The organism is Lelliottia sp. GFLA7, from assembly GCF_056490165.1.
The window spans coordinates 159,151-183,147 of sequence record NZ_JBWLAQ010000004.1; the positions used below are offsets into that span (position 1 = coordinate 159,151).

The window sequence follows — 23,997 nt, forward strand, 5'->3', positions numbered from 1 at the left end:
TGGTTGGTGCGGTCTGATGCTTTCACCCCACCCCTCTCCCACGGGAGAGGGAGAAAACACAAAAACGGCAACCGACGTTGCCGTTTTTGCGTTTACCTTGTGCGAATGAACGGAAAATTACACGCCGATATTGCGTAGTTTTTCCCCAGACATCAGCCTGCGCTCGATATGTTCCAGCGTGACGTTTTTGGTTTCAGGAATTAACCAGAACGTGATCCCAATAAACACCACGTTGAGTGCGGTATAGAGCCAAAACGTTCCCGCTGCGCCAATAACATCGAGCAAGGTCAGGAAAGTGGCGCCGATAATCATATTCGACACCCAGTTGGTGGTCGTCGAACAGGTGATGCCAAAGTCGCGGCACTTGAGCGGCTGAATTTCAGAACACAAGATCCATACCACCGGCGCGGCGCTCATCGCATAACCCGCAATACACATCATCGTCATCCCAACGGAGAGCCAGGAAAGACTGCTCGACGCCGTGCCATTATCAAACTGCATCAGGCAGTAGCCGAGAATTAATGTACCGATCGCCATGACGCTAAAGCCAATTTTCAGCGCCGGTTTACGCCCGGCTTTATCCACGGTAAAGACCGCGATAAAGGTCGCGAACATAAAGGTCAGCCCCACTACCAGCGTGGCGATCATCTGCTGCTCAGTGGTGGTGAACCCGGCCATTTTGAAGATGCGCGGCGCGTAATACATGATGATATTCATACCGGTAAACTGCTGCATTGCCTGCAACAACATGCCGAGGAACACGGCGCGGCGCACATTACGATTCGCCTTAAACAGTGCAAAACCACCCTGCTTTAGCTTCAGGCTTTCGCGAATTTCATTCAGCTCTTCACGCGCTTTCTCGGAGGTGTCGCGCAGCATCCGCAGCACTTCTTCCGCCTCAACGTGACGCCCTTTTTGCGCCAGCCAGCGCGGACTGTTCGGTAAAAAAATCACCAGCACCATCAGCAATACAGCGGGAAGCGCCAGTACGCCAAGCATCGCGCGCCAGTTGCCGCTATAGCTGAAATACGTGTCCGACAGGAACGCCAGCACAATCCCGAGCGTGACCATCAGTTGGTACATGCTGATCATTTTGCCGCGCACATTTTCGCTCGCCATCTCAGAGAGATAAAGCGGTGCCGTGTACGACGCAATCCCAACGGCCACGCCAAGCAACACGCGCGACAGCAACAGGGCTTCAATGCCTGTCGCAAACGCCGAGCCTAACGATCCGGCGACAAACAGAATCGCCCCTACCATCAGGCTGTATTTTCGGCCCAGTTTGAACGAGAGCCAGCCGTTGAACAGCGCACCCAGCGCCGCGCCCAGCATCATACTGCTCACCACCCACTCCTGCAGGCGGTTACTGAGCGTAAAGTGATCGGTAATAAACGGTAACGCACCGGCAATCACGCCGATATCCAGGCCAAACAGCAAACCCGCTACCGCTGCAGAAATCGAGACGAACTGGTTCATTCTGCGGGTATCGCGCAGCGCGCGGGGCATTAAGAGTGAGTCATTAAATGATGTCATTATTTCCAGCCATAACAGCGTAAGACGTTTACTGAAATTACGAGAAAGCGAGAGAAAGTGTCAGGTCTTATAACGCGAAGATATGGATTATTGGGTTGTAAGACATCGTTCTGTGATGGATATTCCAATTTAAACTTTTAATGAATAATCATCATTTAATATTAAATAGTTAATTTACAAGCAATATAAATGTGATCGCTATCATCATACGGGATATTGCTATGGATTTTCTTATTTTCGCAATATGGACAATGCCGAAATTGAGACAAAAAAAACCTCCGCACCAGGCAGAGGTTTTTCGATGAACGCGACGATTAACGCGCCAGCCAGCCACCATCGACAGCAACGGTATAACCGTTGATATAGTCGGACGCTGGAGACGCCAGGAACACAATCGGTCCCATCAGATCGCTTGGCAGACCCCAACGGCCCGCTGGGATACGCTCCAGAATGGCCGCGCTACGCTCTTCATCGGCACGCAGTTGCTGGGTGTTGTTTGTTGCCATGTAACCCGGTGCAATCGCGTTGACGTTGATATTGTGCTGCGCCCACTCGTTCGCCAGCAGACGGGTCACGCCCATGACTGCGCTTTTGGAAGCGGTGTATGACGGCACGCGGATGCCACCCTGGAAGGAGAGCATAGAAGCGATGTTGATGATCTTGCCGCCATTACCCTGCGCGATAAAGTGCTTCGCCGCCGCCTGGGACATAAAGAACACGCTCTTAATGTTCAGGTTCATAACGTCGTCCCAGTCACGCTCGCTGAAGTTGATTGCGTCTTCACGACGAATCAGACCCGCGTTGTTAACCAGCACATCGATATGACCAAACTCTGCCACCGCACGATCCAGCAGCTCAGGGATTGCGTCGATTTTACGCAGATCGGCAGTCAGGCTCAGGAAGCGACGGCCCAGCGCGGTAACGCGCTCGATAGTTTCAGTCGGCTCAACGATGTTAATACCGACGATGTCGCAGCCCGCTTCAGCCAGACCTAACGCCATACCCTGGCCAAGACCAGTGTCACAGCCGGTCACAACCGCAACTTTACCTTGCAGAGAAAATGCATCCAGAATCATTTTTATTCCTTAATCTTTCAGCGCCTGTCACGAACAGGCAGGGTTATGCTTAACTGCCCGCGACTAGCGCAGATCTTTAACAGCGACGTGGTCCATGTCATCGAAGACCTGGTTTTCACCGACCATACCCCAAATGAAGGTATAGGCTTTGGTTCCAACGCCTGAGTGAATCGACCAGCTTGGTGAAATCACAGCTTGCTCGTTGTGCATCACAAGATGGCGAGTTTCCTGGGGTTGTCCCATCATGTGGAAAACGCAGGCGTCTTCGTCCATGTTGAAATAGAAGTACACTTCCATGCGGCGTTCATGGGTATGGCACGGCATGGTGTTCCACAGGTTGCCCGGATCCAGCTCGGTCAGACCCATACTGAGCTGGCAGGTTTCCAGCACATCCGGAACGAAGTATTTGTTGATGGTGCGACGGTTGCTGGTGAGGTTGTCGCCCAGCGTGACCGGCGAAACGTCTGCAGGGGTGACTTTTTTGGTCGGATAGTTCATGTGGGCAGGTGCGCAGTTGTAGTAGAACTTCGCAGGCTTGCTGCTCTCTACGCTGGCAAACACCACTTCCTGCGCGCCTTTGCCGACGTACAGCGCATCGCGATGGCCAATCTCAAAGCACTGACCGTCAACCGTAATGGTGCCTGGGCCGCCAATATTGATCACACCCAGTTCGCGGCGTTCCAGGAAATAGCTGACGCCGAGCTGTTTGCCCACTTCGCCACCCACTGACACCGTTTTTGCAACCGGCATGATGCCGCCGACAATGATGCGATCAATGTGGCTGTACACCATGGTGTACTCATCGGCAACAAACACTTTCTCAACCAAAAATTCATTGCGCAGCTGCTGAGTATCCAGCGTTTTAGCGTGCGCGCTGTGGATGCTTTGTCTGACGTCCACATTTACCTCCAAATGATCGTGCCCGAAGGCCTGGAAAATTAACGAAACAATGTTCCGATTTCTTTATGGGCACATAGTATCCGCTGCGAAATGGGTTTTCAATTACATTTAAAACGTTGTTTCAGTTTTCCTGCATCTTAATGACAGAAATGCAGTTCGGATCACGATTGTTGAGAGTTGACGGCAAAGGAGTGGCTAACGCGTCAAAATATGGAAATCAGATTTATCATAGTAAACAATCGATTATAAAACCTTGAAGATTTGACCGTATAAATTTCATTCAGCGTTAAAAATCAAAGATAATCATCATTCTGCGTAATGAATCTCACAAAGTGCGCCATCAGTCACACACATTGAAACGTCGTTTTGATAATTTAACACTTGGCTTTTAACTTATTTCACATTGAGATCTGACTGCCGGAACTGTGTCCAGCCGTCGATACAAAGGAGCGCATCATGGCTAAAGGTATGCGGGTCAAGCTGAACTATGAGGTCAGCCGCGATCCGGATACAGGCGTGGAAATCACCCGCCTGACTCCACCGGAAGTAACGTGTCACCGAAACTACTTCTATCAGAAGTGCTTCTTTAATGACGGCAGCCATTTGCTGTTCGCAGGGGAGTTCGACGGTCACTGGAATTATTACCTGCTGGACCTGAACAAAGCAGAAGCCGTGCAGTTGACAGAAGGCGCAGGCGACAACACCTTTGGCGGCTTCCTGTCGCCGGACGATAAGTCTCTTTATTACGTGAAGAACGATCGCACGCTGCTGGAAGTAAATCTGGAAACGCTGGCCGAGCGCGAAGTCTACCGTGTTGCGGATGACTGGGTCGGTTACGGAACTTGGGTTGCCAACAGTGATTGCACCAAACTGGTCGGTATCGAAATCGCGAAAAGTGACTGGACGCCGCTCAACGACTGGAAAATTTTCCACGACTTCTTCCATAAAGGGCCGCACTGCCGCCTGCTGCGCGTCGATTTGAAAACGGGCGAAAGCGCAACGATTCATGAAGAGAAGAACTGGCTGGGTCATCCGATCTACCGCCCCTTCGACGACAACACCGTCGCGTTCTGCCATGAAGGCCCGCACGACCTGGTTGATGCGCGCATGTGGATGGTGAATGAAGACGGCAGCAATGTGCGTAAAGTGAAAGAACACGCCGAAGGCGAAAGCTGCACGCATGAGTTCTGGGTGCCAAACGGCTCCGCTCTGGTTTACGTCTCTTATTTGAAAGGTCAGCAGGGCCGTACCATTTACAGCTTCAATCCGGATACCGGCGTGAACGAAGCAGTGATGCAGATGCCAGCCTGTTCGCATTTGATGAGCAACTTTGACGGTTCGCTGTTTGTGGGTGATGGCTCCGGCACCCCGGTAGACGTGAAAGATATCAGCGGGTATACGATCGATAACGATCCTTACCTGTACGCATTTGATGTGGCGAAAAAGGCGCACTTCCGCATCGCCCGTCACGACACCTCCTGGGCAACCGTGGCGAACAGCCGTCAGGTAACCCACCCGCATCCATCCTTTACCCCGGATGATAAAGCGGTTCTGTTCAGTTCCGATAAAGACGGCAAACCTGCCCTCTATATCGCGAAACTCCCCGAGCAACCTGAAATGTTGCAAGCATGATTTGAGTTAGTGTTTCTGTAACTGGCCTTGCCCTCCCCTGTGGAGGGCTTTTTTTGCGTGGAATTCTGCCAAATAATACAGATATAAAAAAACCGGCTCGAATGAGCCGGCTGTTTTTACCCGGAGATACTGATATTAGAATGAATATGCTACACCTAAACGGAAACGCGTTTGACGCTCGTCGGTTGTTTTACTGCCGTTCACATTACCTACTTCAACATACGGAGACCAGTTTTTATCAATTTTGTACGCCAGCTTCGCGTTATATTCTTCGGAGTAATCTTTGTTATTACTACGAATGGTTCCTTCTGAACTTTTCGCATAGACATAATTCAGCTCGGTACGGAAATCGCCCATTACCCAACCTAACCATGCATCACCACGGTTGACTTTATCGTCATCTTTCTCAGCGCTTGAAGGGTAGCGGGTATAATCATAACGATAACGCGCGGCTACATAGAAGCCATTATCAAAGCTATATTGCGCATGCAAGAAAGGTTTATAAATGGTGCGGCTGTCATTACTCTCAAGAGTAAAACCTGGTGTCAGCGAGATATTATCTGTTGCTTTCCAGCGCCAGCTAATTTGATCTTCGTGACCATTACCTACCATATCTGAGAATGGGCGGTCAGCTTTGTCGCCGCCTGATTTCCATTTAGCTTCAACGGAGAATCCAAAACCATTTGCAAAGCGATGCGAGACAGCAACGCGATCGGCGTTGGAACCGCTATCGATGTATTCGTGACGTAAATCAACAGTAACAGCCTGAGCTGCGAACGACGCACCAACAAGAGACGCAAGGACCAGAGATTTCTTTAACATGAAAAAACCCTCAATTAAAATGTCATTTCGTTTTTATGGAACTGCATTTTATTTTTAATGTAACAATATTTTAGTGATCGGGATCGTAATTATTTGTTTCATTTTTTTTGGCAAGAATCGACGTGACAGGCATCAACAAACACAGAAGATTAAGGGTAAATTTCAGGATTGAGATCACATAAAAATTATATTGCGAAGGGATGTATTTTGGGCGCGCTAAATTTGTCGCTTTAGAATTAACTTAAGGGAATAAAAATATGATTTCGCTCACACAAAAAAAGGCTCCTCAAGGGAAGCCTTTTTTCAGGAAATAGATTGAATGGAACTTATCTTTCGATGGCTAATGCCACACCCTGACCGCCGCCAATACACAGCGTCGCCAGACCTTTCCGTGCATCGCGCTTGATCATTTCATGAACCAGTGAAACTAAAATACGGCAGCCGGAGGCACCAATTGGGTGGCCGAGGGCAATCGCCCCGCCGTTGACGTTCACACGGCGAGGATCCCACTCCAGCATTTTCCCCACGGATAAAGCCTGAGCGGCAAACGCCTCGTTGACTTCAATCAGATCGACATCGCCAAGCTGCCAGCCCGCACGTTCCAGACAACGACGCGTGGCGTAAACCGGCGCGATGCCCATCAGAGCCGGATCGACCCCGACGCTGGCAAAGGCTTTGATACGTGCCAGCACCGGCAGATTCAGTTCTTCCGCTTTGCTTTCGCTCATCATCATCACGGCAGCTGCGCCGTCGTTAATAGAAGAGGCGTTTCCCGCCGTCACCGAGCCCAGCGTCTCAAACGCAGGATTCAGTTTCGCCAGCCCTTCTGCGCTGGCATCCGTGCGCGGTTGTTCGTCGGTGTCTACAATCAGCGGTTCGCCATTTTGACGCGCGGTTTTTACCGGGACAATTTCATCACGAAAGCGACCGGAGTCGATTGCGGCGCGCGCTTTGTGCTGCGAATTGAGCGCGTAATCATCCTGTAATTCGCGGCTGATGCCGTATTCGCGGGCCAGGTTTTCGGCCGTTACGCCCATGTGATAATCATTGAAAGCGTCCCATAAACCATCGTGCACCAGGCTGTCCAGAAGCTGACTGTTGCCGAGCTGCGCGCCGGTACGGCTGTCGGTGAGAACGTGCGGGGCACGGCTCATGTTTTCCTGGCCGCCTGCAATGATGACATCTGCTTCACCGCACTGGATCGCCTGTGTCGCCAGATGCAGCGCTTTTAGACCCGATCCGCAAACATCGTTAATCGTAATGGCCGACACCGTATTGGGTAACCCGCCTTTGAGTGCGGCCTGACGCGCAGGGTTTTGCCCGGCGCCTGCCGTCAGCACTTGGCCCAAAATCACTTCGTCGATTTCATGTGCGGCAATTCCACTGCGCTCTACCAGAGCTTTAAGCACCACACTGCCCAGATCCACCGCAGAATGCCGTGCCAGCGCCCCCTGAAAACAGCCGATAGCCGTACGTAACGCACCCACTATCACGACATCTTTCATCACTACCTCAGCGCAAATTATCAGCGCTGATAGTAGAGGCATTGTTATCAACTATTAACGTAATTGTTTAAAATAAGTGAGTTTAATCACAAAGGATCAGTGCTTCTCCTGCAAAAACTCACGTAGCCAACTTCCGGCCACACCCGGCGGCGTCCGTTTGTTCCATAACAGGTCAATGGCAATCGAGCGTGGCCAGCCGGGAACATTCAGTTGGGTGAGTGTTTTCGCTGCGGAAAACTCTTCCACCAGCGCGACGGGCAGCTCGCACCAGCCGAAACCTTGAACCGCCATACTGAGCAACAGCAAATAGTTCGGCGCAGACCACACTGGGCCTGCCGTCAGCGTCGGCTCGCGTTCAAGGTAAGTATTGAGCCGTAATTCGCGCCAGCCCTGCAGTTCGTCCCGTTCGACCACATTTTGTGATACCAGCGGGTGCGCCTGCGCGACATAAATTGCCATGCGCGTTTGCAGCGGCAGGCGTACTACGCCGATATCCGTGGGATAGCTTTCGCGGGCTTCGATCAGCCCGATTTGCGCCCGCTCTTTTTGCACCAGATCGACGACATCTTCGTCTTCACCAATCAGACACTCAAATTCGGTATGGGGAAAACGTTTGTCGAATTGGATCATCAGATCTTCCAGCACGTCCGGGTGCAGCGTATCCGACAGCACAAACGCCAGCCGCGCTTCGGTCTGCGCGGTCAGCGACACGGCAAGTTCATCCAGTCGCGCGCTTGCAGCCAGAATCGACTGCACGTAGCCCAAAACCTGTTTTCCCTGCGAGGTCAGCACTGGCTGCCTCGCTGAACGATCGAAAAGCGCAAAACCTAAATCCGCCTCAAAATGGGCAATCGCAGTGCTGATAGTGGACTGGCTTTTGCGCAGACGGCGCGCCGCGGCGGAAAAAGACCCCGTGGCGACGGTTTCGACAAACGCATTAAGGGCTTCGGGAGAATAGCGCATGATCTATCTACTTTATCGATGGTTACTATCTTTTATATATCATCTTTAACGATGAAAATAGAGCCCATCAACGCCTATCACGGCGAATTAATGAGGTTCAGGTTATGCAACACGATGTACATCACCGCAAATTGCCGGAGCGCATTTTTCACGCGGTTTGCTTCGAAGGGATTGCCACCGCCATTCTGGCGCCAACGGCCGCCTGGCTGATGCAGCGCTCGGTGGTTGAAATGGGCGGATTAACCATTATTCTGGCGACTACGGCGATGCTCTGGAACATTATTTATAACTTTGGATTTGACCGTTTCTGGCCGGTTCAACGCGTCACCCGTACCGCAAAAGTCCGCGCGCTGCATGCGCTGGGCTTTGAGTGTGGCTTTATCGTAATCGGCGTGTCCATTGTCGCCGCGGTCCTCGGCGTCACGCTGCTTGAGGCATTTACATTAGAAATAGGTTTCTTCCTGTTCTTCCTGCCGTACACCATGTTCTATAACTGGGCGTACGATAAATTGCGCGAGAAAAATATCAAACGTCGCCAGCAACGACGCGCCCTGGCCAACTAATACCTGCATGGGCCGGAAGCCCTTCCGGCCCTTAACGATCACGTCAACTGCGCCCTAAAACCATAACTATGGTAAATTGCACTTCTTTTTGTTCGTTTTATAGTTGATACGTTGCTCTAATGTCGAAAATTTGGTCAAAAGAAGAGACTCTCTGGAGTTTCGCCCTTTACGGCACTGCCGTGGGCGCAGGAACGCTGTTCTTGCCTATTCAGCTCGGTTCCGCAGGCGCTATCGTCCTGCTCGTAACCGCCCTTGTGGCGTATCCGTTAACCTACTGGCCGCACAGAGCGCTCGCACAATTTATCCTTTCGTCGAATGCCAAAGGTAGCGAAGGGATCACCAGCGCGGTCACTCACTATTACGGGAAAAAAATCGGCAACCTGATTACCACGCTCTACTTTGTCGCCTTTTTCGTGGTGGTACTGATCTATGCTGTAGCGATCACTAACTCGATAACCGAACAGCTCGCCAAGCGTCTGACGGTCGACACCACCGTGCGGATCATGGTGAGTCTGGGCGTGGTGATGGTATTAAACCTGATCTTTTTGACGGGTCGCCATATCACCATCAAGGTGATGGGTTTCCTGGTCTTTCCGCTGATCGCCTACTTTTTGTTTGTTTCGCTATATCTTACCGCCAGCTGGCAGCCGTCATTGCTCACCAGCCAGATGGCGGTGAATCAACACACGCTGCACCAGGTATGGATTTCTATTCCAGTGATGGTTTTCGCTTTTAGCCATACTCCGATCATCTCAACTTTTGCCGTCGACCGACGAGAAAAGTATGGCGATGCGGCCATGGGTAAATGCAAAAAAATCATGAAAGTCGCGTACCTGATTATTTGTCTGAGCGTGCTGTTCTTTGTCTTCAGCTGTCTGCTGTCGATTCCGCCGTCGTATATTGTGGCGGCAAAAGAAGAAGGTGTGACCATTTTGTCTGCGCTTTCAATGATGCCATCTTCTCCAGCCTGGCTGGGTATTTCTGGCATCATCGTAGCCATTGTGGCGATGTCGAAATCGTTTCTCGGCACCTATTTTGGGGTGATTGAGGGAGCGACGGAGATCGTGAAGTCATCGCTGAATCAGGTGGGAATCAAGAAAAGCCGCGCCTTTAACCGCGCGCTGTCGATAATGGCCGTCTCGTTCATTACCTTCGTGGTGTGTTGCATTAACCCGAACGCTATTTCGATGATTTATGCGATCAGTGGTCCGCTGATTGCCATGATTCTGTTTATCATGCCAACGCTCTCCACGTATTTAATTCCGGCACTCAAACCGTATCGCTCCATCGGCAGCCTGATCACGCTGATTGTTGGCGTGTTGTGCGTATCGGTGATGTTTGTGGGGTAAACCGAGGACGCCCGGTCTCACGCTGGGCGTCGAATTTGATACAGAACGTGTTGTGAAAGCCGATCGTCAGGCGCTAGTGCCGGATGGGCAAACTCCCCGGCCCGTTTCATTCCTAGTCGCTTCATCAGATTCTCTGATGGCGTGTTCAAAACTGCGGTGAACGAGACGATTTCATCCAGGGCCAGAACCTCAAACGCATAGTTCAGCGCCGCCGTGGCCGCCTCTTTCGCTATCCCCTGATGCCAGAATGCCTTGCCCAGACGCCAGCCGATCTCGGTACAGGGAGAAAAGGCAAATCGGTCAGGCTGCGGGTGCAACCCCACGCATCCGATAAAAGCATGATTTTCTTTCGCCTCAACAGCCCAAAATCCCCAGCCCCTTTCGGTTATTCCGTCGCTAAATCGGGCGGCGAGATTGTCGCTTTCCTTTCGGGTAAGCGGAGCCGGAAAGAATCGCATGACGTCTGGATCGGCGTTGAGCGCCGCAAAAGGAGCCAAATCAGCTGGCATCCATTGCCGAAGAATCAATCGTGGTGTTTCAATCATAACGTCCCTGTTATCAGGCTTAAGCCCGGATATCATCGTATTCGCGCGTGGTATCAAACTCATGTTTAGCAAACGGGCAAAGCGGGATGATTTTGCGGTTCTCACCGCGCATTTTCTCAACGACTTTCGCCACCAGCTGTTTGCCAACGCCCTGTCCTTTCAGACTCGGATCGACATCCGTGTGCTCGATAATACTGAGATTGTCGCCCGTGGGGACATAGACTATCTCAGCCACCTGATTGCCCTGCGCATCGTTAACGTAAAATTTGTTATGGCCTTCCAGAATATCCATGGTTCCTCGCTTATTTTTGGCGATATTTCAGGGCACCGCTCGGGCAGGTATCGATCACTTTTATCACCGTTTCGACATCCACTTTATCGGGAATAATCCACGGCTTACGTTTCAGATCAAAGAGCTGAGCGCTGCCGCGCACGCAATTTCCTGAATGTTTGCAGATCGCAGTGTTGAAGTAGACATCAATATTCTCACCGGTATAGGCTCGATAACCGGCATCCAGTAACGCTTGATCCATGACATTGCCTCGGTTCTTTTTATCATTACGCCAATAAGCATAGCGCTGAAATTTGCGAGTAAGCAAAATAAGCGGCGTTAATAACGTCTCTATGCATCTCCGCCGAATTTGGACATCTGGCGATGGTCCACCAGCAGTATTCTAAAGATAGAAATGAGGCCGGCTTACAGAAAATAGATATGATATTTCAACCGATTGATACCGGATGAGAATAGATATAAAACGATCACCGAAATGCCGACCTTTGTATTCACTCAAAGTTTTATTTGTCTTTAGTCTCAACGACCATACGTCGATCCGCAGAAACACAAGCGGTCAAAGTCTTAATACTAAAACGGATCGTAACCGTGCTTGCCAACATATCTTGCATAGCATCCCCTGCCTGAGGTTTTGAGAAGAGTAAGAGTCAATAATTTCCAGGATAACCACCTGTTACGAAAAGAAGTTTCACTTAAGCCCGTCACTTATTGCGCATGTGGTGATTGCTTGTAAAATGACCTCACCGACTATACACACAATAAATAAATGGATTTATGAAAAATTATACCAATGATCTAACTACTGAAATTATAAAAACATGTGCTCAACCACCCTTTACCCCAGAAGACATCGCCACTTTTAACGATAGCGTGCAGCATGAAGTATTAGAAATGATCACCAAAGTAGTCACCCGCCCTGCTAAATATATGTTCAAGGTAGCAACAGTCGGAAGCCGTACCCGTAACGGCGGCATACTTCAAAAATCATCGGAAAAGAGTTCCGCCGTAGGGCTTCAGGTGGAGCGGGTTGGTGATAAGGTCATGTATTCTGATGGCAGTGAGACCACAATTATTTCAGGTGCTGGCGAAGCACATATAATGCAGGGCAAATCCGCTGCACTGGTTGGAAGTATGCTTTATAACGACGATGAAATAATCTCAACGCCACAATTTAGCAACCGACTGGTATTCCGTGAAAGTGACACTCTCCCGGAAGGATTTCTGATCATGCCAGGGAGTATGCACTGATGGGAGCCAAGGGTAATTATCTGTTCCGGGGTGATAAGACTGTTTGCGGTGGCAGAATCCTTGAAGGATGTACCGATCACCAGTTTTTTGATAAAGACATGGCCTGTGAAGGCCATAAAGTGACCTGTGGTAAACATCCAGGGTATTACCGTATTTGTGGCGGTCTTAATAACGACGACATACATGGAAAAAGGGTTGCCGGTACGCTGCACAGCTATAGTTCCTGCCCATGCAAATCGAAATTCGTTCCTTCAAACTTCGTTGATGATTATGAACTTGAGAGCCAGTCAACAACAGCCACAGACTATTATCAAAAGGTAGATTTTCCTGTTTTGCCTGGCCCGATTGAGTCAGAACCAGATCAGCACGCCCAGGCAACGAAAAAGCAAAACAGCTTTGCTGACACCTGCAAGCCAGAAGATAACCCGTTATTGAACGGCGTTTACATCTGGACTGAAATCACTGATGCAGGACATGCTTTCGTTTCTGTGCATGAGAATAACTCGATCTACGTTTACACCTACGGGCGCTTTGGTCGAAGAGGACCAGCTAACTTAACTGGAGATGGAATACTTAACTTATTTATCGGAGAGGATGCTCGTAGCTACTATCGTGAAGAACTTTATAAAGTTAATGCTCGGGTATTCATGATTGATGATGCATCCATAGTGGAGACTCGCTCATTGTTCGAAAACCTTTGGAGCTCAGGAGCAAAGCCGATCCCTACTGAAAACATGGGTGAAAGAACCAAACGCAGGGGGAGAGTGATTGACGTCTATGACCTGACGGGTAGCAACTGTACAACTCATACTGTTCAGGTAATTCGTAAATCGGGCTCAAATATTTTCGAAACAAGCTTTACATCCACTGCAACGCAATTACCGATAGAAGGCAAGGAAGATTTTGCTGTGCCTTTATCTCTGCAAAATTTCCTTATGCGCAAAAGCAGTAGCCTAAATGCAATGCAAGTAACTGAAGTTACGAGTGAATTCAAAGTGCAGTATCCAAACATTGACAATTACACTGCTGGTGAAGAAAACGCTATGGAGAAAAACCTTGCGGCGGGAGCCTCAACATTAGGTTCAGCTTCAGGTTATTCTGGCGGTACGGTCGGGGGATTCTTAGGAGGCTCATATGACCTTAACAAGTAGATCAAAATGTTTCGTCCGCTGGGGAAGCATAATCACGATCTCTTTCGTTTACATAGCATCCATTTTGGTCAGTGTATTAGATTATGGGATAACGAGAAAATACACTGACATACTCAGCGAAAAGACGATCACCATTGAAGCCTGTAATGCTGTGGTTGCTGAATTTGATCTGTATTACGACAGACTGTTTGAAGTTTCTCTATTCGGTTACGTTATTTCTACCATGCTGATCCTGCTCATCTTTAAGAATGTGAGATGACCGCCAAAGGCTGGAGGGATCCAGTCTTTCCTCTTCTTCCTAATTTCGCCAACAGAAGCCATAAAGCGCAAGATTTTTATGATTTTTACATAAGGGGAGAGATCTGGAGCGGGTGAAGGGCATAGAACAAATAATTCAACAACATGAAAATAAAAGAATTTTTAAGTTATAAGTTGTTTTATACCCCTAATCATACCCCCAAAGCATGGATGCTTTAAATTCAACCTTTATCTAATATGGATAAATCAGCAGGTAGCAAGATAATAACAAAATGCAGGCATACGCAAAAGTAGCGATGCAGTTGCACTAGACTAGTTACGATTAAGGATACTAAGCGCGCGACGGGCTCTCATGATATCGATAGTTGTAAGGTATGGTGTTTGTTCCTGCCACGTAAAACCCTTACGATCTGTACGTATCAGTTCATAGCGTTCCACCAGGAAATTCACCGCGTCGGCCAATGTTATTCCCGCTTTGATATGCTCCTGGATGGCCACATCATCGTTGAATGGTGTGTCGTTGAGCGTCAGGCCGTAATGGTGCTCCAGCAGATACGTTAAAAGTTGCTGCCAGATCTGCACGGGCGACAGGCGTGACGAAACCGGCAACGTGGCCGGTACAGTTGAGGTTTGCATGAGTTGAGTCTCTTAATAAAGGAGGAAAAGGTTTGAAGAATTACGATGCAGGGATAAAGCTAAAAATCAGTCTTTAACCTGTTTTGAGGGATAAATTGCGATATATACATACCCATGACTACCCAACGTATCGGCTTCACAGGTCAACCCGTTACGGTACAGTGTGACACAGTGCGCGTACCGGAAATTCAGCTCACAGGAGAGCAGCATCAGCTCCAGATGTGCGACAAAATGTGGGAAGGCTTCATCCAGATGTCGGGCCTGCATCTCGCTGAATGAGCCGGTGAAACCAGCACGGTCTGCCAGAAAATACAGACGATGACCTTCCTGTACCAGTCGGGCTCCGAAACACGGAGTGATATCTCGTGTAAGCCCCCAGGTTGGTGTAGCGTCTTTATGCATAATTTTATTCCTGTTAAAGAAGACCATGTTCGGCGAATGAGAATATTTGCCTGCCGCCGACAATCAGGTGGTCGGGGACCCGGATCTCCACCAGCATCAACGCCTGTACCAGTCGCTGGGTAATGGCCTTGTCTGCCTGGCTCGGAGCAACCTCCCCTGAGGGGTGGTTATGGGCAAATATCACTGCTGCCGCGTTAAAGTACAGGGCGCGTTTCACCACCTCGCGGGGATGAACTTCAGTGTGACTGATGGTGCCGGTAAAAAGCGTTTCGTGGGCAAGCAGTTGGTTCTGGTTATTGAGATACAGCACGACAAACTCTTCCCGCTCAAGGGTTCCCATCTTCAGCCTGAGCCAGTCGCGAGCAGCCTGCGTGGAAGTAAACGCTACACCCGGTTCGCGCAGGTGCTGGTCAAGCAGACTCAGGGCTCGTTTGATGGTGCGCAGTGAGGTCAATGGCAGTTCCGGTGTAAAGAGAGTCAGTTGTTTCTCCATGACAAAACTCCTTAATCAATGATGGCAAGAATGGCATGGGATTCAGGGTGCTGCAGAGCGTAATCTCGCAGTCGGTAATAATGCTCTGTCATGGCATCGCACTCAGTACGACAAGCGTGATGGCTGTACTCAATCAGACACACCGCAATACCCGCCGCCTCAACGCTCATTTCCTGACTATTGCCATTCATGTTGTTAAACAGCGCCCATTTCTCATCATTCTCAGTTTCGGGTGCCATAAAGGCACCACCGTTGCTGAGTGTGTGGAAATGCCAGATGCCGCCGCTGTAGTCTTCGCAGAAACGTTCCATCCAGGCGAAGATACGAGGCTCTAAGGTTATCCACTGTGGGATCGTGCCAAAGTGTTGTGGCCAGAAACCGATGCGCTGCTCATCGGGTACCGGCGTGGCGGTGAGAATTAGCTGTGGCTCGTTAGCGGGGGTAAAGATATGCATATTCATAGTGTTCTCCGGGAATAAAAACGCCAGCGTGTCTGGCTGGCGTGATGGGAAATAATTAATGTGCGTGCTGCGTGCTCACGGGTTTTGCGTGAGAAATTAATGTGCTGATGTCTCCTTCAGAAGGCCGTACTGTCGGATATACGGGTTAAGCCCGGCTCCGGCGTCTGGTTCAAAATTCCATGCCCGCCAGGCCATCCGGCCTTCACGGTCACGAACGACCAGGCGAAAATGGCTGTGCTGGTCATCTTCAATGGTGATATTGCGGTACGTTGCCGTGACAGCTTCCGCCTGTGCCCGGGTGAAAGGACCCGGTGGCAGTAAAACTGACTGGAACATTTCAGGCTCCTGATAAAAGAAAACCCCGGCAGCCTGGTGGCCGTCGGGGTTGGATTGCATGTCGAAAATGAATGTATCAGTCGTTAGTGCAGTTCGCTAACGTTGGCAGGACCTTTTGTGCATTCTGCACATCAGGTTTAAACGTTCCAATTTTCCGGTCATTGACGTAGACCTCGAACTGCGAGGCCTTACGGATATCCATGATGAAGCCATACCAGGCGTTATCCCCGTTACGCCAGCCCAGGCTGGACGGAATGGGGTATTGCTGATGGTTCATCACCACCGTGATGTCGGTACCGTCATCATGCGAACTGACCGTTTTGTCTCCCGCGAGGGTAAGAAAAACCGAGTGCTGGTAGATACCGTTCTGGTCCGGATTTTCCGTACAGTTGATGGTAAACATCTTCCCACTGGCGTCCGTCACGCTGTATTCCGCATTGCCCTGGCCGTAACCCTGCTGCCAGAGTCCGGGAACCGCAGAAGCATTAAAGCTCGCGAGCAGTACGCCTGCCAGCGCAAACCGGCTGAGTGAATGTGTGTTCATTCCTGTCTCCTTTATCTTTGTTTTTATTCCTGACTATCAGGATTTGACGGTATCAGCAGCCGCCCCATCAGTTTGCCGTCATGGGAGTATTCGAAGTATTTTTCCTTCGTATACGGGTCCGTGACCTCGTGGTATTCCAGTTTGATGTTGTCGGCAATACACAGCGCATTCATCAGCGGCTGCACGGTTTTTTGCTCCATATCCACCAGATAATAGTAACTGCCGCCCTCGCAACCTTCCGGCGACTGGTGGGTACGTAAGACCTGCAGGGTGAGGCCGGTGGAGAAGCCAATCTGTGTCCATTCCTCACTGACATCATCCTGGCGGCTGACCACGTCACTGAAGTGCGGAGGTGTGAGGTCCTTGAATTTGCTGATGGCTTTCAGGTCATCACTCCTGTCATCGCAGGCGCTCAGCAACAGGGTGGTGGCAACCAGTGCCAGCAGAGGGAGTGTTTTACGTTTCATGATTTTTTTCCTGAAATCAGACGAACGACTTTGGCAAAGACATAAATCCCCACGAAAATGCCTACCGGAACACCGACGAACGGCGTCAGCGCAACACTTGCGGCACCGGCTGCGCCACCGCCCGTCAGCAGTGCAGCAACGGTGCCAAGTGTCAGGGCCGTGAGGCTGTCAGACACCCCGGTTTTGTTCAGAATGATGACGATGACAACAATGGCGATAATGGCAATAACGGGCATAGGGCTCCTCCCTGTTGCCGGGTTGATAACAAAGCCTGTGCTATTCCGGTGGGTTGTCAGCCGGAACAAACGCAAGCAGTGACTGCTGGATAAAGCGAAAATGGGGCAAGGCCTGAATGAACACCGGGTCTTCAGCCAGGCGGCACAGACTGTCATTACGGCGGAACGTCTCCTGCAGGGGCTGAACCAGATGGATTTCATCCAGGGTGAATACGGCGATATGTCCGCCGTGCTCACCCACCAGGTACCAGGCCTGCTGGTGGATGAGCAACCGACAGGGGGCCAGTCGCTCACAGCGCTGTCCATCCGCAATCAGCATCACCCGCCTGCGCCCGGTAATAGCCTGAATCAACCGCCAGAAAGACAATGAGCCAGACGGTGAAGGGAGCGGACTGGCGGGCGATATCACGCAGGGAGACTCGTCACACATCAGCAGTGCGTTCACCAGGCGGCGGTCAAGGCCAGGAAAAAGCCCGGCCAGCCCGCTCCGGTGGGCAAAGATAAGCACATCTGGCACCATCTGCATCTCACTGCCAGCAGTACGTAAGCGGCAGTAGCCGGACTGATATTCCAGGTCCAGATACATCAGCCGCTCACGAAAATCCCGCCGCAGTGTGCGCACCGACACGCCAAACTCAGCGGCCAGTTTGCGTACGCTCAGCGTTTCCCCCGCCACCAGACGGCTGATTATCAGTGACAGCCTGACAGCCAGCCGGTCATGGCGGCGTTCTGCCTGTGTCATGAATGGTTCTCCGTGAAAGTTAACTGACTGAAAATGATGTGAATACTTTAAAGAGGGGTGCGGACAGGGTATGGACACTGCAGAAACTATTTTTCATTTCTGCAAAAGTCAGATGTGGTGGGGGTTACAGGTCATCTTCGAGGGAGTGAGATCTGTCAGTACGTTGCAATGCGGACAGGTGGTGTCCGATATTAACAACATGGCAACAAAGGTAATGACTACTGCAGTTGTGTAAGCAATGTTTCCGCCATCACCCACAGTGCCCGGTTAAGCTTCACATCCCCGTCAATGCCACGTACGGCACGGGTGTGCGTCCGCCCGCCTTTAACATTACGACCACTGAGTCCGCCCTTAATCAGGTTTTCCTGCACGCGCTGATAAGTGGTCCACAGGTCATTGCTCTCATCCTGCCAGCGGCGCGGGGAGAGTATCTGCGATTCGGTCACGGGCTGGTGGTCCTCACCAAAGCGGTAGGTGAGCGCAGCCTTTGCCAGTGCCTGACGGGCCGGAGGTGGCAGCATCAGCGACTGCATGGCATCCCGCTTTTCTTCCACCCGGTCAAAAATCCCCAGCACCTCATATGCCCCTTCAATCACCTGACTCACCACATCGCCTTTATGTGGTACCCGCACCTCACCAAACGACTCGCCGCAGACAAGGCCGTTCTGACACACGGCACGAAATAACCCCGGTAGCATCTGATACGAACTGGTGCCATCGTGAGAGTTGAGCAGGATAATTTCCGGTACCTGTTTACCGGTAATCTGTCCCTCCCGACGCAGGCGCAGCATATGCTTCGTATGCTCCCGACGACCCGGGTCACGCACCCGGGTCTGACAGGCAAAGAACGGCTGAAAGCCTTCCCGCTGCAGACTGTCCAGCAGAGAGATGGTCGGTATGTATGTGTATCGCTCACTGCGGGATTCGTGTTTGTCCTCGCTGAATACGCTGGGCACCACCCGAAATAACTCTTCACGGGTTAACGGACGGTCACGACGAATAAGATTTGCTGCGCCAAAGCGCGAAGCCAGACGGGTCATAGTTAAACTCCTCATTACTGGAAAAATAGATACAGGAAAACCCCGTCGCATAAGCGGCAGGGCTTGGGGGATCACAGGAAAGGGTTAAATACTCAGAAGAAGAAATCCCAGACGGCGCGGGCCACGGACACCACGGTGGTGCGCACAGCCTGAATGATGGCCCGCACCGGGACGGGTATCAGGGGAAAGGCGCTGACTGAATCAAGCACTGTACCTATGGTTTCACCAAAATCGTTCCGGGCCTGCTCCTGGACTACCGTTGTGCGAAAGGGGCGCTGCAGATGCACTACTACCGGGCTGCTGGCCTCGCGTGGCAGACACTTAATCATCTGCTCTGCCATCACCCGTACTCCCCACTGCAGACGGACCGATATGGCACACACCGGATGCACGGGCTGGAACAGTTCGTGCAGCAGGCAGATTTTACGGCTGATATTTTGTTTCTGCTCTGTGGACAATTTATCTCCACCGCTGCCAGGCTCGGCTTTGTCCGACTGACTGATTACGAACAGCACCTTGTGCCGGTATGCTTCACCAATCACCTGCTGGTAAAAATGCTCATCCGTTACCAGTGCCCGGTCATCGGCCTTAATCAGCCACAGCACCAGGTCAAGCCGGGGAAGTTGGTCTCGATACAGCGCAGCATACTCGTTATCACGTGCACCACTTTCGCCTACACCGGGCAGATCCACCAGTGTCATAAACCGTTCGCCAACCTGCAGGCGAAAGCGCAGGGGTTCACGGGTACAGGCCACCACATCGCTGACCGGCGATACTTCACCGGCAAACAAAGCATTACAGAGTGACGATTTCCCCGCTCCGGTTTTTCCCATAATGCCGATCGCTGGTTCATAATGGGTTAACTGATTAATCTGCTGCAATATACGTTCAGACACCCATTGCGGCAGGCCGGAAAGCGAATGGTTTAATGACTGTAAACCTCGAGAGGTATTCATGGAAACTCCTGCAATTAATAAAACTAAAACGGCAGAACCGTGAAGTTCTGCCGTTATGCTGGTATGTTCATGAAGATGATATATGTCTGAGATTTGTTTAAATTACGTAACGCTCACCAATAATCAATCCAAATACTTCCAGTATTCATAAGGAAAGTTGATAGTGACATTGGGTGGGTAAAGTTGATGGGACAAAGCTTTATCAATGGGCATAGCAGCTATAAAAATAAAACCATCCCGAAAGGCAGTTACAGGAACCCATGAAATGTAAGCAGCGTTTAAATGTTTTTTATTTCTGCGCATGTAGTCATCAATCCCAAAATTACAAAAATCAATAGCGCGTACATAACAAATCGATTGAATATCAAACAAATGTTTATCAATAACAAATAATGGAATTTCCACCTCAATTAAATCAAATTCAAACCTCTCGACAACCTTACTTTTTATGCATAAATAAACATAATTAGATTTTTCATCCCCTTCTCTCCTGTGAATTTTTATAATTCCCTCTATCTTTTCAATAAACCCCTCTCTGTAAGAATTCCATTCATCTAACACAGGAAGTGAAAAATTAGTTATAGGTTCATGGCGGACGCAGAAAACAAGTTTTCCGGAGAGAGAGTGAAGATATTTAAGTGTGGAATTATCTTTATGCTGCTGTGTTTCGAAGTGACGAACCTCATGATAAAACATGCTAAAAAGTCTGTTTTCAACCTCCTGAGTAATTCTATTTTGATATGTCACAAAATCAAGAATAGGTGCAGTGGAACGCAATAACTCACATATTACTTTCGAACGTGATGTGCCATTGGATTCGGCATACCTGTCGATTGAATCAATCGTTAAATCATCATCGGTATTAAATGTTATTCTCTTTATCATAACTGTTATGCATTTTATTGATTATGCATTTTATTGATTATGCATAACAACCTATCACGAAGGCCCGTAAAGCGCCAGATCGCACTGCAATACTTCAGATTTCGCGCACACATTTCTTCCTGTGTAAGGCCACCATGCGAACCTGCGATAGAATCCTTGAAACCATCAGTTCTTACTGATTTAAGGTTAATTAGTATTATCACCCAGAGTTAACCATCCCCTTCCTGTAATCAATACTCATCCCTGTATAAAAAATACAACACACATCTATCTATTGAACCCCGTTTAGTTTGAGGATAGATCATGAAAGAACCCTACAATGCTAACCCTAATTACCCTATGCATCGTTTACTTCTCGAAGATATAAACCACCACCTGGATGAAATGTTTGAGCGTTATTCCCGCTTACTGGCTTTTCGTATGGATTTTGGCTGGAAACAAGGAAGTGAACGCTCGCAGCGTAATCTCATGGATGAGATGGAGGGCGAGATACAGCACCTGATGGACGTGGTAATTGGCCGAAAGATGGTTATTGGGTACTACTGGGTAATTGAATACAGACAACGTAAGGGGCTACATGTACATGCCATGATTTATCTTGATGGGCAGAAGCATCGGAAATGTTATCCGACCTCGCGTGCGATAGGGGAAGAATGGCGCAGCTTAACAGACGATGAAGGTCTCTTTCATCTGTGTTCCAAGAAAAAGCATTTCGTTGCAAGCTCCGGAACAATAGTGGATCACCGCAATAGGCAAGCAGTTGATGAACTACGTTACGTAATCAGTTATTTAGCCAAATCTGAGCAAAAGTCACGAGGGGTTATTGCAGGTATGAATGCTATACCTCCCCGCAGCCGTAGAGGCAGGCCCAGGAAGGAATAGCGACAAGTAAATATTGAGCCGAAGTTTTTTTACAACTGAAGCCATTGATGTGGAGGAGCTGACGGTAATGATTAGTCTACTGACAGCTTCGGTTATTCATCCTTAACCGGAACACATCATCATGTATACAAAACCTGCACTATTTGAAGATCAATTTGTCGATATGAAATTCATTACACAGTTCACTGGCCTGAGCGATAAATGGTTTTATAAGTTGATTCAGGATGGGGCATTCCCAAAGCCGATTAAACTGGGCAGAGCATCCCGCTGGTTAAAAAGCGATCTGGAAGAATGGTTGTATTATCGGATTTACGAATCCAGAACATAATCCAGCCTGGTAAATTGCGGATAGAATCATCTTGCCAAAAAAAGTCATTTTGTTTATTCCCAAATTAGCATCTCTCAAGAGTATTCCTTGAGAGTCAGAGTTGCATGAATCTACACATTCTCAGTATTAATGAATACCATTCATAGTCCCTATCCTCCCCCCTGTGATTATCAGCGAGCACAAACCCGTTAACATACCCCTAAACCCACCGCAGGGAGCGAAAGTGTAGCCTTTACTATAACAAGGATGCTGTAGCAAATCGGGTAACCGGGAGATTACCCGAGAAATAAGCCTAAAGGGGTGAAACGGTCTCCACAACATGTTGAAAGACGTAAGGCTCGGAAAGTAGCTCAAACTCTTCATCGTCCGGGTAGGTCACCGCCATGTGATAGTTTTCTCCGACAAATTCCTTGATCGACTGCAGACCCTGCCACCAGGTTGCCAGAAAGAAATGCTGCCAGTCGCCCTGGGTTTCACTGCGCACGAATGCACCTCTGTTTCCCGGTATGCTACTGGAATGCTCCACACCCGTGTTCTCAAAGTGTTTTGCAAAACCTTGCGCATGTTTTAGCGGAACACAGCCGTGTCCTGTTCTGACTATCATTCCCCTTTCCTCTTCCGGTGAAAAATACAACCATGCATCGGCAGACGCCGGACTGTGATTTTCCTGTGAGTGCGGCTCCCCGGATAAAGTGGAAAAAAGGCCGGATATTCCAGCTTAGCCCGGCCCTGTTTTCTGGATGGAGATCGTGCAGCTATGGTATTTAGAAGTTTTTAACCTCGTAGTCGGGCAGAGAAAATTGGCCAATAAAAGCATCAAGCGCGTCGGTATCCGGCAGAGCGGTCAGCGCACCTTTGCGGGTTGTCGCGAGGGCACCGCAGGCACCGGCCTGAGCAACGGCCTGGTGGAGCTGTTCAAAGCTCTCCGGCATCCCGTTTTGTGCAATCCAGGCCAGCAAACCGGCGACAAAAGCGTCGCCAGCCCCGGTGGTATCAACACTGTCGACGGTATAACCGTTAAAATGGATGACGCCGTCGCGCCAGAGCACCATGGCACCCTGCGCGCCGTAGGTCACTACCTTTAGCTGCGCGGGGAATGCCTTAAGGGCGTCAAGAGCTCGGGTAAAATCGTGCGTGCCCGTCATCCAGTACCATTCTTCCTCCGAGAGTTTAAGAATGTCGGCCTGTGAGGAAAAATGGCGCACTGTATCGAGCATTTGACGCTTATCGAGCCACATTTGCTCGCGTAAATTCACATCAAAACTCAGCAATCCCCCACGCTGCTTAACTTTGCCGATAGCGGTGGCTAACGTAGTGCGGCAAACTTCGGCGACCAGCGCCAGCGAGCAAAAGTGCAGAATATCGTCGTTAAATTCTGGAAGTCCGTCGGGCGTTAAAAACTGATCCGCGGAAGGATTGGTTAAAAACGTAAACCCGCGCTCTCCATCACCGTTGAGCGAGACCAGCACCGTGCTGGTTCTGTACTGACTATCCAGCTGAAGGCCTGCGGTTGAGACTCCTGAATCAGACAGCGTTGTTTTTAAAAAATGACCAAAGTCGTCGTCACCGACCCGGCCAATAAAACCGCTCTGGCTGCGTAAGCGTGCGGTACCGACCGCAACGTTGAACGGGGCTCCTCCTGCGCAGGCCTGATACTGCATGTCTGAAAGGGGTAGAAGATCGACCACCGCATCGCCAAGCGTCCAGATATTCATGACTTTTCCTCAATAATAATTAACTAATTTTATGCAT

30 protein-coding genes are annotated in these 23,997 nt (G+C 49.9%); 7 read left to right on the plus strand and 23 right to left on the minus strand.

Annotation, left to right across the window (positions count from 1 at the left end):
- Nucleotides 1-117 precede the first annotated feature (117 nt).
- From araE to kduI, 3 genes are all read right to left on the minus strand, one after another.
- Nucleotides 118-1,533, minus strand: a complete 1,416-nt coding sequence (gene araE, locus AC07RN_RS13775) for an arabinose-proton symporter AraE (RefSeq protein ID WP_015960286.1) — start codon at nucleotides 1,531-1,533, stop codon at nucleotides 118-120.
- Nucleotides 1,534-1,847: 314 nt separating this feature from the next.
- Entirely contained in the window at nucleotides 1,848-2,609 is a 762-nt protein-coding gene (gene kduD, locus AC07RN_RS13780) for a 2-dehydro-3-deoxy-D-gluconate 5-dehydrogenase KduD (RefSeq protein ID WP_015960287.1), read from the minus strand.
- Nucleotides 2,610-2,672: 63 nt separating this feature from the next.
- On the minus strand, nucleotides 2,673-3,509 hold the full coding sequence (gene kduI / locus AC07RN_RS13785; RefSeq protein WP_478336626.1) for a 5-dehydro-4-deoxy-D-glucuronate isomerase: 837 nt from the start codon (nucleotides 3,507-3,509) through the stop codon (nucleotides 2,673-2,675).
- Between the two features lie 456 nt (nucleotides 3,510-3,965).
- On the opposite strand from kduI, the gene AC07RN_RS13790 reads away from it, so the two are divergent.
- Nucleotides 3,966-5,141, plus strand: a complete 1,176-nt coding sequence (locus tag AC07RN_RS13790; protein WP_478336627.1) for an oligogalacturonate lyase family protein — start codon at nucleotides 3,966-3,968, stop codon at nucleotides 5,139-5,141.
- A gap of 135 nt (nucleotides 5,142-5,276) precedes the next feature.
- Here AC07RN_RS13790 and AC07RN_RS13795 read toward each other — a convergent pair whose 3' ends face one another.
- The 3 genes from AC07RN_RS13795 to AC07RN_RS13805 form a co-directional block, all read right to left on the minus strand.
- Entirely contained in the window at nucleotides 5,277-5,963 is a 687-nt protein-coding gene (locus AC07RN_RS13795) for an oligogalacturonate-specific porin KdgM family protein (RefSeq protein ID WP_015960290.1), read from the minus strand.
- Between the two features lie 326 nt (nucleotides 5,964-6,289).
- Nucleotides 6,290-7,468, minus strand: coding sequence for an acetyl-CoA C-acetyltransferase (locus AC07RN_RS13800; RefSeq protein ID WP_449553926.1), 1,179 nt, complete (start codon nucleotides 7,466-7,468; stop codon nucleotides 6,290-6,292).
- Between the two features lie 96 nt (nucleotides 7,469-7,564).
- Nucleotides 7,565-8,431: a LysR family transcriptional regulator gene (locus AC07RN_RS13805; RefSeq protein WP_235133993.1), complete on the minus strand. Its 867-nt coding sequence runs from the start codon at nucleotides 8,429-8,431 to the stop codon at nucleotides 7,565-7,567.
- A gap of 104 nt (nucleotides 8,432-8,535) precedes the next feature.
- Between AC07RN_RS13805 and AC07RN_RS13810 the strand changes: the two genes are divergently transcribed.
- Nucleotides 8,536-8,994 (plus strand): multidrug/biocide efflux PACE transporter, encoded by a 459-nt coding sequence (locus AC07RN_RS13810; RefSeq protein WP_478336628.1) that lies wholly within the window; start codon nucleotides 8,536-8,538, stop codon nucleotides 8,992-8,994.
- Nucleotides 8,995-9,113: 119 nt separating this feature from the next.
- Nucleotides 9,114-10,343: an amino acid permease gene (locus AC07RN_RS13815; RefSeq protein WP_015960294.1), complete on the plus strand. Its 1,230-nt coding sequence runs from the start codon at nucleotides 9,114-9,116 to the stop codon at nucleotides 10,341-10,343.
- A gap of 17 nt (nucleotides 10,344-10,360) precedes the next feature.
- Here the strand turns inward: AC07RN_RS13815 and AC07RN_RS13820 are convergent, their stop codons facing one another.
- From AC07RN_RS13820 to yjdI, 3 genes are read right to left on the minus strand one after another with little or no spacing between them, the layout of a single operon-like run.
- Nucleotides 10,361-10,888 carry a GNAT family N-acetyltransferase gene (locus AC07RN_RS13820; protein WP_449553928.1) on the minus strand — a complete coding sequence of 176 codons (528 nt, stop codon included), beginning with the start codon at nucleotides 10,886-10,888 and terminating at the stop codon, nucleotides 10,361-10,363.
- A 19-nt stretch (nucleotides 10,889-10,907) separates the two neighbouring features.
- Nucleotides 10,908-11,180, minus strand: coding sequence for a GNAT family N-acetyltransferase (locus tag AC07RN_RS13825; protein ID WP_015960296.1), 273 nt, complete (start codon nucleotides 11,178-11,180; stop codon nucleotides 10,908-10,910).
- 10 nt (nucleotides 11,181-11,190) lie between these two features.
- Nucleotides 11,191-11,421, minus strand: coding sequence for a 4Fe-4S mono-cluster protein YjdI (gene yjdI, locus AC07RN_RS13830; protein WP_478336629.1), 231 nt, complete (start codon nucleotides 11,419-11,421; stop codon nucleotides 11,191-11,193).
- 533 nt (nucleotides 11,422-11,954) lie between these two features.
- Between yjdI and AC07RN_RS13835 the strand changes: the two genes are divergently transcribed.
- Together AC07RN_RS13835 and AC07RN_RS13840 are read left to right on the plus strand one after the other, a co-directional pair.
- On the plus strand, nucleotides 11,955-12,428 hold the full coding sequence (locus AC07RN_RS13835; protein ID WP_478336630.1) for a PAAR domain-containing protein: 474 nt from the start codon (nucleotides 11,955-11,957) through the stop codon (nucleotides 12,426-12,428).
- Nucleotides 12,428-13,579 (plus strand): PAAR domain-containing protein, encoded by a 1,152-nt coding sequence (locus tag AC07RN_RS13840; RefSeq protein ID WP_478336631.1) that lies wholly within the window; start codon nucleotides 12,428-12,430, stop codon nucleotides 13,577-13,579. The genes AC07RN_RS13835 and AC07RN_RS13840 overlap by 1 nt, the downstream gene beginning before the upstream one ends.
- Nucleotides 13,580-14,149: 570 nt before the next feature.
- Here the strand turns inward: AC07RN_RS13840 and AC07RN_RS13845 are convergent.
- The 12 genes from AC07RN_RS13845 to AC07RN_RS13900 form a co-directional block, all read right to left on the minus strand.
- On the minus strand, nucleotides 14,150-14,473 hold the full coding sequence (locus AC07RN_RS13845) for a TA system toxin CbtA family protein (RefSeq protein ID WP_153880681.1): 324 nt from the start codon (nucleotides 14,471-14,473) through the stop codon (nucleotides 14,150-14,152).
- A gap of 66 nt (nucleotides 14,474-14,539) precedes the next feature.
- Nucleotides 14,540-14,875 (minus strand): type IV toxin-antitoxin system YeeU family antitoxin, encoded by a 336-nt coding sequence (locus tag AC07RN_RS13850; RefSeq protein ID WP_153880682.1) that lies wholly within the window; start codon nucleotides 14,873-14,875, stop codon nucleotides 14,540-14,542.
- Nucleotides 14,876-14,888: 13 nt separating this feature from the next.
- Nucleotides 14,889-15,368: a RadC family protein gene (gene radC / locus AC07RN_RS13855; protein ID WP_153880683.1), complete on the minus strand. Its 480-nt coding sequence runs from the start codon at nucleotides 15,366-15,368 to the stop codon at nucleotides 14,889-14,891.
- A gap of 11 nt (nucleotides 15,369-15,379) precedes the next feature.
- The gene (locus AC07RN_RS13860; RefSeq protein WP_153880684.1) at nucleotides 15,380-15,829 is read right to left on the minus strand and encodes an antirestriction protein; all 450 of its coding nucleotides are present in this window, start codon (nucleotides 15,827-15,829) and stop codon (nucleotides 15,380-15,382) included.
- Between the two features lie 96 nt (nucleotides 15,830-15,925).
- Entirely contained in the window at nucleotides 15,926-16,165 is a 240-nt protein-coding gene (locus tag AC07RN_RS13865; protein WP_137397159.1) for a DUF905 domain-containing protein, read from the minus strand.
- A 76-nt stretch (nucleotides 16,166-16,241) separates the two neighbouring features.
- Nucleotides 16,242-16,709: a protein YfjT gene (gene yfjT / locus AC07RN_RS13870; RefSeq protein ID WP_392503761.1), complete on the minus strand. Its 468-nt coding sequence runs from the start codon at nucleotides 16,707-16,709 to the stop codon at nucleotides 16,242-16,244.
- Between the two features lie 23 nt (nucleotides 16,710-16,732).
- Complete coding sequence (locus tag AC07RN_RS13875; RefSeq protein ID WP_478336632.1) at nucleotides 16,733-17,176, minus strand: YfjS/YafY family lipoprotein; 444 nt, start codon at nucleotides 17,174-17,176, stop codon at nucleotides 16,733-16,735.
- A complete protein-coding gene (ypjK, locus tag AC07RN_RS13880; protein ID WP_478336633.1) occupies nucleotides 17,173-17,412 on the minus strand; it encodes a protein YpjK in 240 nt (79 codons plus the stop codon). The genes AC07RN_RS13875 and ypjK overlap by 4 nt, the downstream gene beginning before the upstream one ends.
- A gap of 40 nt (nucleotides 17,413-17,452) precedes the next feature.
- Nucleotides 17,453-18,154 (minus strand): DeoR family transcriptional regulator, encoded by a 702-nt coding sequence (locus AC07RN_RS13885; protein WP_478336634.1) that lies wholly within the window; start codon nucleotides 18,152-18,154, stop codon nucleotides 17,453-17,455.
- 218 nt (nucleotides 18,155-18,372) lie between these two features.
- Nucleotides 18,373-19,194 (minus strand): DUF932 domain-containing protein, encoded by an 822-nt coding sequence (locus AC07RN_RS13890; protein ID WP_478336635.1) that lies wholly within the window; start codon nucleotides 19,192-19,194, stop codon nucleotides 18,373-18,375.
- A 92-nt stretch (nucleotides 19,195-19,286) separates the two neighbouring features.
- A complete protein-coding gene (locus AC07RN_RS13895; protein ID WP_392503757.1) occupies nucleotides 19,287-20,150 on the minus strand; it encodes a GTPase family protein in 864 nt (287 codons plus the stop codon).
- A gap of 123 nt (nucleotides 20,151-20,273) precedes the next feature.
- The gene (locus AC07RN_RS13900; RefSeq protein ID WP_478336636.1) at nucleotides 20,274-21,035 is read right to left on the minus strand and encodes a hypothetical protein; all 762 of its coding nucleotides are present in this window, start codon (nucleotides 21,033-21,035) and stop codon (nucleotides 20,274-20,276) included.
- Nucleotides 21,036-21,338: 303 nt separating this feature from the next.
- Here AC07RN_RS13900 and AC07RN_RS13905 point away from each other — a divergent pair, with 303 nt between their 5' ends.
- Nucleotides 21,339-21,917, plus strand: a complete 579-nt coding sequence (locus AC07RN_RS13905) for a rolling circle replication-associated protein (protein WP_153880691.1) — start codon at nucleotides 21,339-21,341, stop codon at nucleotides 21,915-21,917.
- A 121-nt stretch (nucleotides 21,918-22,038) separates the two neighbouring features.
- Complete coding sequence (locus AC07RN_RS13910) at nucleotides 22,039-22,245, plus strand: helix-turn-helix transcriptional regulator (protein WP_153880692.1); 207 nt, start codon at nucleotides 22,039-22,041, stop codon at nucleotides 22,243-22,245.
- Nucleotides 22,246-22,537: 292 nt separating this feature from the next.
- On the opposite strand, the gene AC07RN_RS13915 is transcribed toward AC07RN_RS13910, so the two are convergent.
- Together AC07RN_RS13915 and AC07RN_RS13920 are read right to left on the minus strand one after the other, a co-directional pair.
- Nucleotides 22,538-22,849, minus strand: coding sequence for a hypothetical protein (locus AC07RN_RS13915; RefSeq protein WP_153880693.1), 312 nt, complete (start codon nucleotides 22,847-22,849; stop codon nucleotides 22,538-22,540).
- 160 nt (nucleotides 22,850-23,009) lie between these two features.
- Nucleotides 23,010-23,960 carry an aminoimidazole riboside kinase gene (locus AC07RN_RS13920; RefSeq protein ID WP_478336637.1) on the minus strand — a complete coding sequence of 317 codons (951 nt, stop codon included), beginning with the start codon at nucleotides 23,958-23,960 and terminating at the stop codon, nucleotides 23,010-23,012.
- Nucleotides 23,961-23,997 lie beyond the last annotated feature (37 nt).